11 protein-coding genes and 1 tRNA gene are annotated in these 16818 nt (G+C 51.3%); 10 read left to right on the top strand and 2 right to left on the bottom strand.

The annotated features are described in order from the left end of the window. Nucleotides 1–39: 39 nt before the first annotated feature. The 7 genes from ACKVOS_RS03035 to trxA all read left to right on the top strand — a co-directional run bounded on the left by ACKVOS_RS03035 (nucleotide 40) and on the right by trxA (nucleotide 11325). Nucleotides 40–2400 carry a PAS-domain containing protein gene (locus ACKVOS_RS03035; RefSeq protein WP_409210542.1) on the top strand — a complete coding sequence of 787 codons (2361 nt, stop codon included), beginning with the start codon at nucleotides 40–42 and terminating at the stop codon, nucleotides 2398–2400. Then, nucleotides 2397–2834, top strand: a complete 438-nt coding sequence (gene tsaE / locus ACKVOS_RS03040) for a tRNA (adenosine(37)-N6)-threonylcarbamoyltransferase complex ATPase subunit type 1 TsaE (RefSeq protein WP_409210543.1) — start codon at nucleotides 2397–2399, stop codon at nucleotides 2832–2834. The genes ACKVOS_RS03035 and tsaE overlap by 4 nt, the downstream gene beginning before the upstream one ends. After that, the gene (locus ACKVOS_RS03045) at nucleotides 2812–3804 is read left to right on the top strand and encodes an aminoglycoside phosphotransferase family protein (RefSeq protein WP_409210544.1); all 993 of its coding nucleotides are present in this window, start codon (nucleotides 2812–2814) and stop codon (nucleotides 3802–3804) included. Before tsaE ends, ACKVOS_RS03045 begins: the two co-directional genes overlap by 23 nt. Further along, entirely contained in the window at nucleotides 3801–4529 is a 729-nt protein-coding gene (locus ACKVOS_RS03050) for a nucleotidyltransferase family protein (RefSeq protein WP_409210545.1), read from the top strand. The genes ACKVOS_RS03045 and ACKVOS_RS03050 overlap by 4 nt, the downstream gene beginning before the upstream one ends. Continuing rightward, nucleotides 4516–7491, top strand: coding sequence for a double-strand break repair protein AddB (gene addB, locus ACKVOS_RS03055; protein WP_409210546.1), 2976 nt, complete (start codon nucleotides 4516–4518; stop codon nucleotides 7489–7491). Before ACKVOS_RS03050 ends, addB begins: the two co-directional genes overlap by 14 nt. Continuing rightward, on the top strand, nucleotides 7488–10928 hold the full coding sequence (addA, locus tag ACKVOS_RS03060; protein WP_409210547.1) for a double-strand break repair helicase AddA: 3441 nt from the start codon (nucleotides 7488–7490) through the stop codon (nucleotides 10926–10928). Before addB ends, addA begins: the two co-directional genes overlap by 4 nt. A gap of 76 nt (nucleotides 10929–11004) precedes the next feature. Beyond that, nucleotides 11005–11325, top strand: coding sequence for a thioredoxin (trxA, locus tag ACKVOS_RS03065; protein ID WP_409210548.1), 321 nt, complete (start codon nucleotides 11005–11007; stop codon nucleotides 11323–11325). Nucleotides 11326–11366: 41 nt separating this feature from the next. On the opposite strand, the gene argJ is transcribed toward trxA, so the two are convergent. Beyond that, a complete protein-coding gene (gene argJ, locus ACKVOS_RS03070) occupies nucleotides 11367–12590 on the bottom strand; it encodes a bifunctional glutamate N-acetyltransferase/amino-acid acetyltransferase ArgJ (RefSeq protein WP_409210549.1) in 1224 nt (407 codons plus the stop codon). A gap of 199 nt (nucleotides 12591–12789) precedes the next feature. Here argJ and ACKVOS_RS03075 point away from each other — a divergent pair, with 199 nt between their 5' ends. The 3 genes from ACKVOS_RS03075 to ACKVOS_RS03085 all read left to right on the top strand — a co-directional run bounded on the left by ACKVOS_RS03075 (nucleotide 12790) and on the right by ACKVOS_RS03085 (nucleotide 16727). After that, nucleotides 12790–13071 carry a hypothetical protein gene (locus tag ACKVOS_RS03075; RefSeq protein ID WP_409210550.1) on the top strand — a complete coding sequence of 94 codons (282 nt, stop codon included), beginning with the start codon at nucleotides 12790–12792 and terminating at the stop codon, nucleotides 13069–13071. A 98-nt stretch (nucleotides 13072–13169) separates the two neighbouring features. Next, nucleotides 13170–15899 (top strand): preprotein translocase subunit SecA, encoded by a 2730-nt coding sequence (gene secA, locus ACKVOS_RS03080; protein WP_409210551.1) that lies wholly within the window; start codon nucleotides 13170–13172, stop codon nucleotides 15897–15899. Nucleotides 15900–15980: 81 nt separating this feature from the next. Beyond that, a complete protein-coding gene (locus tag ACKVOS_RS03085) occupies nucleotides 15981–16727 on the top strand; it encodes a sulfite exporter TauE/SafE family protein (protein WP_409210552.1) in 747 nt (248 codons plus the stop codon). Nucleotides 16728–16734: 7 nt separating this feature from the next. Here ACKVOS_RS03085 and ACKVOS_RS03090 read toward each other — a convergent pair. Beyond that, nucleotides 16735–16809, bottom strand: a tRNA-Asn gene (locus ACKVOS_RS03090). Between the last annotated feature and the right edge of the window lie 9 nt (nucleotides 16810–16818).

A 16818-nucleotide genomic window follows, 5' to 3' on the forward strand; every position in this document is an offset into this window, starting at 1 on the left:
CATTAGCAAATAAATGAAAACGCGAAGGATGATGCACAAATGACGGGCGAGGGCCTGCCAATTGCACTGATAGGCATATTGATGGCACTATGGCTCGTTGGAGCAACAGTGGCCATTTGGATTGGCTTGTCGTTGCGACGGCAGTCACAAAAAATGCTGCGCCAGACATCGCGTTTGGCTCGATTGCTGGAAACCGCGCCTGCATTTCCTGTTGTTGTGAAAGGGGATGGAAGGATCGAGGCTGCGGATCGGTTTTCAAGGTTGATGGGTTTGCCGACCGCTGCGCTGACTTTGACCGACCTTGGCGGACACCCCGATGGTGGACTGAGTAGCACTGACCTTGCCCGGCTCGAAGAAAAAGTGCGTGAAACTCAGCGTACCGGAAAAGACTTTACCTTGCCTCTTCCTATCTTGGGTTCTCCCCGGAGGCTGCTGGTCGTTGGCGGAATTGCCGACACGGTGATTTACCCAAATGGCGCGGCTTTGCTCTGGTTTTTCGATTCAACAGAAAGCCTGCGCGAACTTGAAACCCGAACCGAAGAGGCCGAAAAGGCAAAAGCAGCCTTTACGGCTTTGGCCGGCCTAATCGAGTCCGCACCTTTGCCTATGTGGCATCGCAGCCCTGACATGTCGCTCAACTTCGTAAACGTGGCATATGTCGAAGCTGTTGGAGCTTCTGACGGGTTGCAAGTGGTTCAGGACGGAATTGAGTTGCTGGAAACCGAGAGCGGAAAAAGTGCAGCTGCTTTTGCCAAAGAGGCAATGGAAAAAGGTGAGAAAATTGAACGCATTGTCTCGGCCACATTGGGGGAGGAACGGCGGCAATTGCGGGTTTTTGACGTACCACTGGGCGAGGCTGGTCAAGCAGGGGTTGCTGGACTGGCCATTGATATTCAGGATTTAACGACCGCCCGCCAAGAATTCCGGCAATTGTCTGACGCACAGCGTCATTTATTGAACATGATGTCGGCCGGCGTTGTCCAATTCGGTTCGGATTACACACTTAGTTTTGCCAATTTACCTTTTCAGCGATTGTTTGCGTTTCGCGACCAATGGCTAACCGAGAAACCGGAGTTTGCGCGCGTCCTCGACCGTATGCGTGAAAATGGAAAGTTGCCGGAAGTTCGAGACTTTCCGGCATGGCGTGCTGAAAGAGAAACCTGGTTTCGCAATCCGGAGCCGAGTGAAGAGAATTGGCTGTTGCCCGATGGAACCCATTTGCGGGTGCTGGCCCAACCTGTCCCTGACGGCGGCCTTCTCTTGATCTTTGAAGATCGAACGGAACAAGCTCAATTGGCCAGTGCACGCGATATCTTGTTGCGGGTGAGAACGGCAACATTTGATAACTTATTTGAAGCAATTGCGGTATTCGCAGCGGATGGACGGATTAGTATTTGGAACAGGCTGTTTGCAGAAACCTGGGGCTTGCCAGATGATCTTTTGATCAAACATCCACGGTTGGATGAAATACTTCCGCTTATGGCAAAGCACCTTAAAAAGCCTTCCCAAATATCGATCATCGGCGAACTGGTTCGGATGACCACTGCCAATCGCGAGCAACGCCGGAGCAAAGCCGCTTTTGCCGACGACAGGATATTTCAGATCGCGACAATTCCGCTGCCGGACGGCAATGCCTTGTTCACGATGTTGGATATGTCGGATAGCCTAAAGATCGAACAAGCGTTGCGGGATCGCAATGCAGCGTTGCAAGAGGCGGATGGCATAAAGGCCAAATTTCTTGCAAATATGAGTTATGAATTCCGAACGCCCCTGACGTCGATTAGTGGTTTTGCAGACTTGTTGAAAGCAGGCGTAGCCGGACCATTGAATGATCAAGCTTCCGAATATGTTGAGGCAATTCTGTCGTCAGCGGAACGGTTGTCGGAACAAATAAATACCGTACTGGATTATAGCCAGAGTGAAGCCGGTGCGATGCCGATTGCCCGTGAGAATGTGGATGTAAAAAAATTGTTTGTTGATGTTGCTGATGCAAAGGCGGCCTTTGCAAAAGAGCGCGGAGTTGCTCTCCATTTGCGGCTGGATGAAGCCAGTGGCTCATTTTTTCTGGATCCTAAACGCATTGGGCAGGCGGTCAGCCAAATACTTGATAATGCTATCCGCTATCACAAGCCGAATGGCGAAGTTCTGTTATTTGTCAGAAACAGCCCCGATCTGCTTGAGATTATTGTTTCGGACAACGGCCCGGGAATGAGCGCCGAAGACCAGCAGATGTTTTCAGGTGACGGCCGAAAATCTTCGCAATCCGCTGATGAATCCATTCTGCAAGGTCTCGGACTGCCACTTGCAAAGCAATTGATCGAAACACATCAAGGAACGTTCAATATGGAATCCCGGCCCGGCGAGGGACTGACCATCATAATGACTTTGCCCGGTCGATGAATTTCAGATCGGAAGAAGAATTGCGCAGCTTTGGCAAACAGTTGGCCAAGCAACTGCGCGGCGGGGATTGGGTGTCGATCAATGGACCATTGGGGGCTGGTAAAACGGTTCTGTGTTCCGGTATTCTCCAAGGATTGGGATTTTGCGGTGAAGTTGCTAGTCCATCTTATGCAATCGTGCATTTATATGAACCGCCCGAACTATCCATTGCTGTCGCGCACGCGGATTTGTATCGTCTCGATAATGTTTCCGAACTTGAAGAACTCGGCCTTGCCGAAGAACGTGCTGGCCGGATTACGCTGGTTGAATGGGCCGAACGTGCCGGTTCTGATTATGCAATCCCGTCCCTTTGCATATCGATAGAACCACAAGCGGACGGATCCCGTAACGTGCAAATGAAAATGGAAGAGAATGAAGCTGCAAACCGAACATAACTTACCATCTGGCTTGGATGAATTCTTGCAACAATCTGGCTGGGTTCGATCTACTGTTCAACCATTGCCGGGTGATGCCTCGTTCCGGCGATATTTCAGGGTTTCTGACTCCGAAAAAGGCAATGCAATGGTGATGGACGCCCCGCCACCGCACGAGAATCCTCGACCATTTATCGATGTGGCGGAATATTTGACGAGGCACGGGTTTCGCGCGCCAAAAATCTTCTCCAGAAATTTGGATCGTGGATTGATATTGATTGAAGATTTCGGGGACCAGAGGATGCGCGAGCATCTCGATGAACAACCAGAAGATGAAGTACGTATCTATAAGCAGGCCATCGATACGCTCATCAATTTATCCAAAACCGAATGTGCTGATTTGCCGCCTTATGACGAAGCTGCGTATTTGCGCGAAGTTCGCTTGTTGACCGAATGGTATTTGCCGGCGATGCAACTAGACTTTGACCAGTCGGAATTTGACAGGATCTGGAAAGATGCCTTGAAGCCCATTGCGCGGACACAGGCTGTTACTGTACTGCGCGATTATCATGCGGAAAATATCATGCTTCTGGATGACGGCGCGCAAGGATTGATCGATTTTCAGGACGCACTCATCGGACATTCCGCATATGATTTGGTGTCATTGCTTCAAGATGCACGACGCCATGTATCGCGGCAACTTGAGTCAGAAATGCTTGATTATTATATCAAGTCGAACGAGGCGAATGAAGATTTCCGGCATCATTATGCCCTGATCGGCGCACAGCGAAACACCAAGATTATCGGAATATTTACTCGGCTCTGGAAACGCGACGGAAAGCTGCGCTATCTCGACTTTCTGCCACGAATGTGGACTTTACTGGAACGCGATTTGGACCATCCGCAATTGGGACCTCTCAAACACTGGTTTGACGCACATATTCCCTCGGAAATCCGTAAAATCGCGCCAAACGTAATGGCGTCCGAATGACCCGGAAAGTAAATACGGCCATGATCATGGCCGCGGGAAAGGGGACCCGGATGATGCCGTTGACAGCGGATCGCCCCAAGCCTTTGGTAGAAGTGGCAGGCACAACTCTGCTGGATCATGTGCTGGGGCATCTCCGCGATGCGGGTGTCGGTAAGGTAGTCATTAACGCCCATTATCGTGCTTCTCAGGTCGAAGAGCATATGGCCAAATATGCCACCGATTTTCAGGTGGACGTATCGGACGAACGCGATCTTTTGCTGGATACAGGGGGTGGATTGATTCAGGCCCTGCCGCTGATCCCCGACGATCCCTTTATCTGCGTCAATGCCGACAATTGGTGGACCAATGATGGCGAAAACACCTTCATCCGGCTAATGTCGGTGTGGGATGACGAAGCCATGGACGTCCTCATGCTGCTTATTCCGTTTAGCGAGGCAAACAATACACAGGGGCGGGGCGACTTTGATTTGGATGCCGATGGCCGATTGTCCCGCCGCAAACCCGATCAACAGGCGGCCTTTGTGTGGACGGGAATCCAAATGCTGTCCAAACGCCTTATCAACGATCCGCCATCCGACGTATTTTCCACAAATGTCTTTTGGGATCGCGCGATATCCAACGGGCGTTGTTACGGGCTAGTGCATCAGGGAATGTGGTTCGATGTTGGATATCCAGACGCGATCACAGCAACGGAGGCGAAATTGAAGAGTCATGCACCGCGCTGAACCCGCCCATCGATCTACACATGTATATTCGGTTCCTTTGGGCGTTGATTTTTGCGATGCAACGGTAAACTATGTAATCGCACAATGCCAAGACGACCCGCTGGCGATCACCCGAACGACCCTGTTATTGCCGAATAACCGAGCGATAAAGGCCATGACTGAAGCTTTCGTTCGAAAGGTTTCACCGGGACTTTTGTTACCTAAAATGGTTGCGATCGGCGATCTTGCGCTGGATGAAACGCTTGGACCAATTTTGGACCCGATGACAAATGAAGAGATTGTCTGGCCTGTTATCAGTCCAACGAACCGAGTTTTGCTATTGGCAGAACTGGTTACGAAATTCAGGCCAAAGGACAAGTCGGTCACCACAGCGGAATCACTTCGGCTTGCACGCAAATTGGCGGAAATGATTGATGAACTGGAAATTGAACAGGTCGATTTCAATTCATTTGTCGCATTGGATGGAGGCACCGAACTGTCTGGGCATTGGCAAAGCGCTTATGGCCAAATTGGCAAAATAGTTCCTGCCTATCAAACCGAGCTTAATCGGCAAAAACTGTTGGGACCGGCTGAACGCCGAAACATTCTGCTCGCACGATATGAACAGCGCCTGCGCGAAAGCCCTCCTTCAACGCCGTTGATTGCTGCTGGCATTACAACTTCTGCCATTGCGGTTTCCAATCTTTTGCGTCGTGTTGCCCGCTTGCCCAATGGCACGGTCATACTGCCGGGCGTCGATATGAATATGCCCGCTACCGACTGGGATGATTTGCGCCCCGCCAATAATGAAGAGGGCATCCCCAGGCCACAGCGCAATGTTGAAGTGCACCCGCAATTCCATCTCAGGTTGCTGCTTGATCGTATGGCCATCAGCCGCGATGAAGTCGCCCCGCTGCCGTTGGCGGACGCGATGGAGGCAGTAGAAGCCATAACCGATATTTTTTGTCTGCCCGAACAAAGCGCCTGTTGGCGCGAACTATCGGTAGATCGGAAAAAATTACCGCATATGCATTTGGTTGAGGCCGATGATAGCGCGCATGAAGCCATGATTATCGCAGTTCATGTTCGTCAGGCTTTGGAAACGGCCGGTTACCGTACTGCCATAATCACGCCGGATCGGGAGATTGCCGTTCGGGTTGCTGCACAATTGCGACGCTGGGGTATTTTGGTCGATGACAGCGCCGGAAAGCCGCTTTTGCAATCGCCTGAAGGTACATTGATTTTATCGTTGGCGAATGCATTGGCCCGGCGCTTTCGTGCGACCGACATATTGGAAATAGCAAAACATCCCCTTGTAAATTTGGGGGGCGACCGGCTCGAATGGCTGTCTTTTGCCCGGCTATTGGATTCAACGCTTCGTGGGCCTGCGCCGGGTACAGGCCTTGGTGCCTATAATAGACAGATTGCGGAACTCGGTAACGACGCCTTTAACAAATGGTGGTCAGACTTTAGCGGCCAATTGCAGGTGCTGCATGAAAGTGCCAAAAATGGTCTGGCCGATACGTTGACTGCTTTGCAGGTCATAGCCGACCAGTTGACACGCGGGCAGATATGGAAAGGGGCAGCCGGTCGTGAATTGGCGCGCGCTTGGGCAGAAATAAGTGGGTGCAATCTTTCCGCTATTCCATTGGAAGACAATTCGGCCATTCCGGCGATATTGACCGAATTGTTTTCCGGTTCAGTTGTTCGCCCACCTTATGGCGGTCACCCGCGCGTGGCCATTTTTGGTCTGTTAGAAGCCCGGTTGCAGCAAGCTGATATGGTTATTTGCGCGGGACTGAACGAGAAGACATGGCCGCAAATTTCACAACCGGATCCTTGGCTTGCCCCCGCCATTAGACGCCAGTTGGGACTTGCTACGCTGGACCGCAATGTTGGACTGTCGGCGCACGATTTGGCGACAGCTTTAGGCGCAAAAAAAGTGGTTTTGACGCGCGCGCGACGGGACAGAAGCGGCCCTGCTGTCGCGTCCCGTTTTCTACTGCGAATAAAGGCTTTGCTTGGTGAGCAAATTCAAATTGATAGCCGAACGCCTTTGTTGGCGGCGCATCTGGATGCCCCGAATGTAAAACAAAACTTTGCCAAACGGCCAAGGCCTGTGCCTTCACCTGAACAGCGCAGGGTCAAAATTTCTGTTACCGATTTTGATCAATTGAAGTCTGATCCCTATTCCTTTTATGCCAAACGGGTCTTGCGGCTGCGAGCGATGGATGCTGTCGATGCTACACCTGACCATAAATGGCGGGGCATTTTGGTGCATGATATTCTGAAAAAATGGTTTCATGAAGATGGCTGTGTACCTGAAAAATTGATGGAACGGGCAGAGGCCCTGTTGACCAACAAGGCACTCGACCCGATTTTGCGAACGCTTTGGCAACCACGCATGGCCGAAGGTTTGCGCTGGATAGCAACCGAAACGCAAAGGCTGCGTGACGAAGAAGGGCGGATCTTGTTGGCAGCCGAAGAGAAAGGCAAGTTTGAGCTTTTAGGAATAAAAATAACTGGAATAGCGGACCGGATAGACGCGAGAGCAGATGGTAACCTGACAATTTTGGACTATAAAACAGGTGGGTCACCCCAGCCCAAGCAGATACGGGCGGGCTATGCCATGCAATTGGGACTGATGGGATTGATGGCAGAACGCGGCGCTATAAAGGGGGTGCACGGAACGGCGATGGGTTTTGAATATTGGAGTTTGGGTAAAGACCCAAAACAAGGCAGTTTTGGACACATAGCCCACGCGAGCGCGATCCAAGCAAGTGACAAGAAGATTGCGACCCATGAATTTGTAAGCTTCATCACTGGACAGGCCGAAGAAGCGCTAAGCCGATGGATATTAGGTGCCGAAGCTTTTACGGCGAAATTGCATCCTGAATATTCCAACTATGCCGATTATGACCAATTGATGCGTCTTCAGGAATGGGATGGACGTCAGTCCATATCAGAGGCCCAAATTCCATGAGTAAGGCCGCTGAACGCAAACCGTTATACCCACTTATCCCCTCACAACTCGCCGCTGTGGATCCCGGCGATAACATCTGGCTTAGCGCGTCGGCAGGAACGGGGAAGACCCAGGTTTTGACAGCGCGTGTTGTCCGCCTGTTGCTGGAAGAAGATGTCGAGCCCGAAAATCTCTTGTGCATTACATTTACCAAAGCGGGTGCGGCGGAAATGGCCGAGAGGATTAGCCAGTTGCTCGGCTCTTGGGTCCAGTTGGAAGACAAATTATTGTTCCGGGATCTGGAGGCTATAGGAGCCAGATCGGGACCGGAATATCGCCAACGCGCCAGCGAATTATTTGCAAAAGTGCTAGACGCGCCGAGCGGCGGGTTGCAGATAATGACGATACACAGTTTCTGCCAATCACTTCTGGGAAGCTTTCCTGAAGAGGCCGGACTGGTTCCCGGGTTCAAGCCGGTCGAAGGTGCCGAACAACAGGCTCTGCTGCGCGAAGCTCTTGCTTCTATGGTGATTTCGGCTGAAGATAATGGCGACATTGACTCGATCACCAATTTGCAAAAGCTCAGCCTTGATCTGGGCGAAGAGGCAACGGTGAACTTTCTCGGTAAATGCGCGGCTGTTCCCGATGTCATGGATGAAATCCCAGAAGGAACAGGTGTCGAAATTTGGGCGCGGCGACTGGCTGGAGTGACTTTTGAAGGCTCGCCGGACGAGATGCTTGAACGCGAATTGACCGACTCCAAAATAAATCGTGCCGATATTCAGTCGATTGCCGAGCAGAATATGACTTGGGCGAAAGGGAAGCCGGACAGTCGCGGGGGGAAGCGTGCGCGGATAATTTACAATTGGCTGGCGCTCGAACCGGCGCAAAGGGCGGCTGAATTCATGTCGCTCCATCGTTGTTGGTCAAATGCCCAGAATGAGGCATTGGTTTGTTCATCGGGTCATACGCCGTTGGATGACACATATTCGACGATGGCGCTGGATTTGTACAATTGGACAAGGTCAATTTTCGATCAACTGAACCGGGCGGTCTATGCCGAACGCCTTGCCAAAGCATTGCTGGTCGGGAAAAGGCTCGCGCATTTTTACGGCCGTGCCAAACATGTGCGGGGGGTTATCGATTTCGATGACATGATCCGCCGAACTGCGGCGCTATTGAACGATAGTGATATGGCGCAGTGGGTGCGGTTCAAACTCGACAGGAATATCGATCATATCCTGGTTGACGAGGCTCAGGATACGAACACATCACAATGGGATATTGTTTCTGCGATTGCGTCGGATTTTTTCAGTGGTTTAGGGCAGCGGCCTGAAAAGAGCCGGACCATTTTTTCGGTGGGAGATTTTAAGCAAGCAATTTATGGTTTTCAGGGCACTGCCCCGGAACGATATGAAGAGGCTGGTGAAAAATTTTCTGCTGAAATTGCAGGAGCCGGCGGAGAGCTATCACGTCTGACGCTGTCGCAAAGTTTTCGATCAACAGCGCCAGTGCTCGATTTTGTGAATGCGCTGATCGATAATGTGGGAAGCGAAAATTTTGGCGTCGTGGGTGAAGTGCCCGATCATTATAGCCATATGTCATCGCACGTTGGTCAGGTCGAGTTGCTAGCGCCCGTATCCCCCAAGAATGAAGATGAAACGGGCGACGATGAAGAGGAAAGCTGGGTTCCAAACCAGAAACGGGAACTCGCCGAAAAGCTAGCGGACTACGCCAAAGAGTTGATTGATGAACGGCCCTGGTTGGCCACGCAGAACCGACATCTGGAACCGCGCGACATCATGTTTTTGTTAAGCCGGCGAGGAGATATTGCGTCTCTGCTTGTGGCACAATTGCATGAACGCGGAGTGCCGGTCGCCGGTGTAGACCGCTTGCGCTTGGCGCAACCTTTGGTGGTGCAGGATTTGCTTGCCGCCATACGGTTCGTGCTCCAGCCGGAGGATGATCTTAGCCTTGCATGCATTCTAGTGTCTCCAATCATAGGCTGGACGCAAGAACAGCTTTTGGAACATGGCTATCGCGGAGAAAAAAGGGTTAGTCTTTGGCAACATCTGCGTGAAAAAGCTCCGGTGGCCGGCGAATTGGAACCGCTGCGCACCATGTTGGATGCCGCTGATTATGTTACGGTTTATGATTTTCTTGAAGATATTCTAACAGGCTCTATCGCCGCCCGCCGCAAGTTTGTCTCGCGGCTGGGTACCGAAGCGTTGGTTCCGATAGAAGAAATGCTCAACATGGCTCTGCTGTTTCAACAGCAACAGGGCGGCGGACTACAAAGCTTTTTACATTGGTTTGAAAACGGCGAAAACGTTATCAAACGGGAAGGTGAAGGCGGCGCGAACGAAGTTCGGGTGATGACCGTACATGGTTCCAAAGGATTGCAAGCGCCTGTTGTAATATTGGCGGACGCGACGTCCGACCCCAAGAAAAAAGCCGATAGAACATCCGAGTTGCTGATAGATGAAGGCAAAAGGGTTCCTTTATTGCCTATCCGTGGTCTCGAAAAATCCGGCAGTTTGCTGGAGATCATAGAACTTCAGCAGAGCCGTGAATTGCAAGAGCACTGTCGGTTGCTTTATGTCGCAATAACACGCGCTGAAGAACGGTTGATTATGGGGGGTGCCCTTAATGGGCAAAGCAAAGGCGTACCTCCCGCAGACAGTTGGTATACAAAGATCGAAAACTCGATGCGTTTGATTGGCTGCGACTGGATCAACGATACCCGCTGGGGTCAAGTGATGCGATATGTTGGCATCGATGGATTAACGACACAGCCACGTGAAATATCACATGACAATAAGGGTTTAGCTGAAAGTTCAGCTGAGCCTCCTGCATGGATGTTTGAAAAGGCACCGCAGGAGTCCCGGCCACCAAGGCCGTTGGTGCCATCACGGTTGGAAGATGATGACTATGGCGAGGCGCCGCCATCTTTGGCGATGCAAGCCGCCGCGACGCGCGGAAAAATCCTGCACGCCCTATTCGAGCGCGTAACCGACGAGGCGTCGTTGGACGCTGCAGCCAAATGGCTTGAGACTATGGTCCATGATGATGCCGTCGACAAGGGTCAACTTCTTCAAGCGGTGACAAATGTCGTGCAAAATCCCGAATGGGCGGATTATTTCAAACCCAATGCACAGGCAGAAGTGCCCTTAGCGGCTTTGGTGGGCGAAACAGTAATAACAGGACGATTGGACAGATTGGTCGTCGAACCGGGGCGGGTGCGTGTAATCGATTTCAAGACGGGGCGGTCGGTTCCGGAAAATGAGAATGACGTCATAAAACCATATCTGCGGCAGATGGCGCATTATGTCGCTGCGTTGGAGGCAATCTTTCCGGGTTCAGTGGTCGAAGCGTCCTTGTTATATACACATGGGCCCCGTCTTATTCGTCTGCCCGACATAGTTTTGGTCCCTCACAAACCTGACTCTGTAGGATAATAGCAATTCTATCGCCGGATCGTCTTGTCAGCGTATCATGCAAGGCATAGATTGGGCACCAACAAAGGAGATTATCATGGCCACCAAATCCGTCACCGATAGCGATTTTAACGCACAAGTTTTGCAATCCGAACGACCCGTTCTTGTCGATTTTTGGGCCGAATGGTGCGGTCCCTGCAAAATGATTGGCCCTAGCCTTGAAGAAATTAGCGAGGAATTGGGTGGGCAGGTTGATATCGTGAAGCTTAATATTGACGATCATCCGGATACGCCTGCCAAATATGGCGTGCGGGGAATTCCAACCATGATCCTTTTCAAAGGCGGCGAAATTGCTGATACCAAAGTGGGCGCTGCACCCAAGGCGCAAATCAAGGGCTGGCTCGAAGCTGCGCTTTGACGCAGTGAAAGAAGTATCGGGGGCAACCCCGATACTGCCTTTTAGCTGCGATAGTCGGCGTTAATGCTGATATAGCCATGGCTAAGGTCGCACGTCCAAACCGTTGCCTGGCCATTGCCCAGGCCTAGATCGACGTTGATATCGATATCATGGCCTTTCAGATGCGCAGCAACAGGTGCTTCGTCATAGCCTTCAACGGATAGGCCATTTTGTGCGACTAATGTAGCGCCGAAACGGATGGATAGCTTGTCGCGGTCGGCTGGCTCACCCGCTTTGCCAACGGCCATAACTACACGTCCCCAATTGGCATCTTCGCCTGCTATTGCCGTTTTGACCAAAGGCGAATTTGCAATAGCTAGACCAACGCGGCGTGCACTAGAGTTATCCACAGCGCCGCTGACGGTTATTGCGATAAATTTTTGTGCCCCTTCGCCATCGCGAACTACCAGATGGGCGAGTTGTAAACAGACATCCTGAAAGGCGGAGGCAAACGCGTCAGCTCCGGAATCGGCAAATGAAGAGAGCGGTGTGTTCCCGGCAGCCCCGGTCGCAAAGGCCAGAACTGTGTCGCTTGTCGATGTGTCGCTATCGACGGTGATACAATTAAAACTTTTCTGGCTGGATTCCGATATCAGGTGCTGTAGAAATGCCGCATCAACCGCTGCATCGGTGAAGATATAGCCCAGCATGGTAGCCATGTCGGGCGCGATCATACCTGACCCTTTTATAATGCCGACGATATTTACCTTCACGCCATCAACCATAACGCTGGCGACCGCACCTTTTGCAAAAGTGTCGGTTGTTCCAATGGTGTCGGCTACATCCTTCCAAGAACAAGGCTCTGCTTTGAAAATTGCGGTTAGACCCGCTTCTGCTTTTTCTTTGGGAAGGGGGACTCCGATCACGCCGGTCGACGATACAAATACGTGATTTGAACTACATCCCAGATGCGTGGCCACTTTGGTCGTTATTGCTTCTACGGCCTCAAGACCCCGCCGACCAGTAAATGCATTGCTGTTACCGGCATTGACCACCAACGCACGCGCTGTACCACCCTTGATATTCAGTCGGCACAATTCGACTTCGGATGAACAACAGATGTTGGTTGTGGTGACACCCGCAACGGTTGTGCCTTCATCAAGCTCCACAAAAGTCAAGTCGCACCGCCCCCAATCCTTATAACCCGCCCGCGCGACGCGCGCCGTTGCCCCTGCGATCAATGGAGCATCTGGAAAAGGACGGGCGAGAGGTGAAGTTGCTAACAAAACCAGAAACTTTCTTTGAACATGGGGCGTTCTGAAGGTAAATTTACCTGTCGGTCGCGCTAGCAGCAATTTTTATTGAAACAAATGTTGAAACAATAGATTTATCGCATCTGAAGAGCCCAAATCTTAAAATAGCCTTCGGGATAGACTTACACTCATGGGCCCCCTATATGCCCGTCAGCACGAAACAGGGCCCTTTATGCGTTTGCTGATTTATCTTTTGGCTATGTTAAGCGGATTTTCCGCAGCGGAAGCGTCGCGTCCAGTAACACCGACGCCCGCAACGCTCGGATCAGCTATTTCCTCTGCGTCCATCATTACAGCTTCCGTTTCACTCGCGGAAGATCGGGAAACGGTGCCACCATTTTGCGTCGGTAGCGGTTTTGGCGAGGCTGCACGTCCGCAGTTGTACGCTGCCTTTGATATGCGTGCGGCGGTAAACCCGACTCCGATAACAAAGCACGACGTTTCACGGCAATAGGCTGGAAGGCGCGGGAAGTCGTGCACACACTCATATTCTCTTTAGTGTCGCCGATATCGGTGACGCATACCCACATCGAAATATAAAAGGAAACCCCCATGTTTGGTGGAGTAGCAAAAGCCATTTTCGGATCTTCAAACGATCGTTATGTCAAATCTATCATGAAGATAGTGCAAAAAATAAATGCACTTGAAGACGAAATATCGGCAATGACTGACGAAAATCTCGCGGGACAAACGCAGCTTTTCCGCGACCGTTTGGCCGCTGGCGAGACTTTGGACGATATTTTACCGGAAGCATTCGCGACCGTTCGTGAAGCGTCAAAACGTGTCATGGGGATGCGGCATTTCGATGTTCAAATGGTTGGCGGAATCGTACTCCACCGTGGCGAGATCGCGGAAATGCGGACTGGCGAAGGAAAAACCCTTACCGAAACACTCGCCTGCTATCTTAACGCACTTGAGGGCAAGGGCGTGCATGTTGTGACCGTGAATGACTATCTGGCCCGCCGGGATGCGGAATGGATGGGACGGATATACGGGTTTCTCGGTTTGACAACTGGAGTGGTTGTTCCAAGTGTATCTGAACATGAGCGTCGCGCTGCTTATAACAGCGATATCACATATGCGACCAACAACGAACTCGGGTTCGACTATTTGCGTGACAATATGAAATATGAGCGCGCACAAATGGTGCAGCGACCGTTTAATTTTGCTATCGTTGACGAGGTTGACTCGATCCTGGTTGATGAAGCCCGAACGCCGTTGATTATTTCCGGACCGACAGACGACAAGTCCGAACTGTACATGCAGGTTCATGCTGTCGTTTTGCAGCTTGATGATGGTGATTATGAAAAAGACGAGAAAAGCCGCAATTTAACGCTAACCGAAGATGGCACGGAAAAAGCTGAACGATTGCTTGAGGCCGCAGGGTTGCTGACAGGTTCCAATCTTTATGATTATGAAAATACGTTGGTTGTTCATCATCTCGATCAGGCTCTTAAAGCCAATGTGATGTTCAAGCGCGATACTGATTATATCGTAAAAGACGGCAAAGTAATTATCATCGACGAATTCACCGGACGAATGATGGATGGCCGCCGTTGGTCCAATGGCCTGCATCAGGCAGTTGAGGCAAAAGAGGGAGTGCAGATCGAACCGGAAAATCAGACGTTGGCCACGATCACATTCCAGAACTATTTCCGCATGTATCCCAAGCTGTCAGGTATGACGGGAACTGCCGCGACGGAAGCAGGCGAGTTTCACGAGATATACAAGCTGAATGTCGTCGAAATTCCCACGAATCTACCCGTGCAGCGGGTGGACGAAGACGATCAGTTCTACAAAAATACTCAAGACAAATTTGGAGCGATTGCAAAGACAATTAAAGAGGCCAATGATCGCGGCCAGCCTGTTCTTGTGGGCACCGTATCGATTGAGAAATCTGAATTATTATCCGAATTTCTCGAAAAAGAAGGCGTCAAGCACAGCGTGTTGAATGCGCGCTTCCACGAAAGTGAAGCACATATTGTCGCGCAGGCCGGTCGTTTGGGAAGTGTGACGATTGCGACAAATATGGCGGGTCGTGGTACCGATATCCAGTTAGGTGGAAATTTCGAATTCCGGTTAGAAGATGAGCTTGGAGACAAGCCCGATGGCGCCGAACGTGATGCCGCGGTCGAAGCATTAAAAGCCGAAATCGCGTCTGAAAAAGCAAAAGTTATCGAAGCAGGTGGGTTATTCGTATTGGCTACCGAACGTCATGAAAGCCGCCGGATTGACAACCAGTTGCGTGGACGGTCCGGGCGTCAGGGGGATCCTGGTCTGTCACGTTTCTATCTGTCGTTGGACGATGATTTGTTGCGCATTTTTGGGTCCGAAACCCTCTTTTCGCGCATGATGAATTCGAGCTTGGAAGATGGCGAGGCAATTGGTGGTAAATGGCTGTCCAAAGCCATTGAAACAGCGCAGCGAAAAGTAGAAGCGCGCAATTACGATATTCGCAAGCAACTCGTGGAATATGATAACGTCATGAATGACCAGCGGAAAGTTATTTATGAGCAACGCAGCGATATCATGGATGCCGAAGCCGTAGACGATATTATAGAAGATATGCGAAACGACACGGTCAATATGATGGTTGGTGATTATTGTCCGATGGGGACTTATCCCGAGCAATGGGACATAGATGGCCTTAAGCAAAAATGCGCAGACGTCCTTGGGCTGGCACCTGATATTGATAGCTGGCTTCAGGAAGACGCGATGGAGCCGGAAATAATTGAATCCCGACTTGCCGAAATGGCAACAGCAAAATTCGCGGCCAAAGGTGTGGATTTGGATTCGACCGTGTGGCGGCAAGTGGAAAAGAGTATTTTATTACAAACGCTCGATCACCATTGGAAAGAACATCTCTCAACTCTCGATGCCCTAAGGCAGGTTATATATCTACGTGCCTATGCACAGAAAAACCCGATTAACGAGTACAAGCAGGAGGCATTTGGCCTTTTTGAAAGAATGCTTGCCGCTATTCGTGAAGGGGTGACCAAAACGATTGCAACGAACGAATTCAGGGCAGAGCAGGATTTGGTGCCACCGGAACTCCCCGAACTACCGGATTTTCTGACTACGCATATTGATCCATTTACAGGTGAAGATGACAGCAATGATATCGATGGGGCATCAATGGGTCTGGTAACAACACGTGCAGTGCGCCAAACTCCTGCTCCACAAGGCGAAGATCCATTCGCTGGTAATCCCGATATTCGCCGTAATGACCCTTGCCCTTGCGGTTCTGGTCAAAAGTACAAGCATTGCCACGGCGCTTATTGATCGGAAGCAATATAAAACAATCTTGCGGATCGGCGCATAAGTAGTTCAGGATGACATTGCTTATGTGAAGGAGCGCGAACGATGTTTTGGCTAACTGGGTTATTTGCCGTCGTCGCATTGATCTATGCGTCCGTAGGCTTTGGTGGCGGTTCGACATACACCGCCTTGCTGGGCCTCTGGGGGATTGATTATGCTCTCATTCCGATCATATCGTTGCTGTGTAACATTATCGTTGTAACTGGCGGCAGCGCCCGGTTTGCAAAGGCGGGGCTGGTCAAATGGCCGCAGGTCATGCCGTTGTTGCTCGTATCGGCGCCGCTGGCTTTCATTGGCGGTCTTGTTCCTTTGAAACAGTGGGTTTTCCTGATGATATTGGGCGGCGCATTGCTGATGTCGGCGGTGGCGCTCTTGGTACAGCCAGAGAAAATGGCGCCGCGGCGTATTTCCAAGCGGCTGCTGCTGGTGCTGTCAGGTGGTGTGGGCTTGTTGGCTGGCCTGTCCGGAATTGGCGGTGGGATATTCATGGCACCCGTGCTGCATCTTATCCGCTGGTCCAATGCCCGGCGGATTGCTGCTTTTGCTTCGATTTATATTCTGATCAACTCGGTCACCGGACTGGCGGGGCAACTGATCAAGGCGGGGCCGCAATCGCTGGTTGAACCGGCAACCAATTATTGGCCTTTGTTGATTGCCGTTTTTGCCGGTGGGCAGATTGGGAGCATGTTGGGCATGAAAATCCTGACACCGCGCCTGCTCAAGACTTTGACCGCGCTTTTGGTCGGATATGCCGCGTTGCGCCTGCTTTGGCAGGGTTGGGGCCTGATGTAGGCGAAAATGGCTCCCCGGGAGGGATTCGAACCCCCGACCAATTGATTAACAGTCAACTGCTCTACCACTGAGCTACCAGGGAGCAGCCCGA

The sequence above is a fragment of the Sphingorhabdus sp. genome (assembly GCF_046154385.1).
Classification (GTDB): Bacteria; Pseudomonadota; Alphaproteobacteria; order Sphingomonadales; family Sphingomonadaceae; genus Sphingorhabdus_B.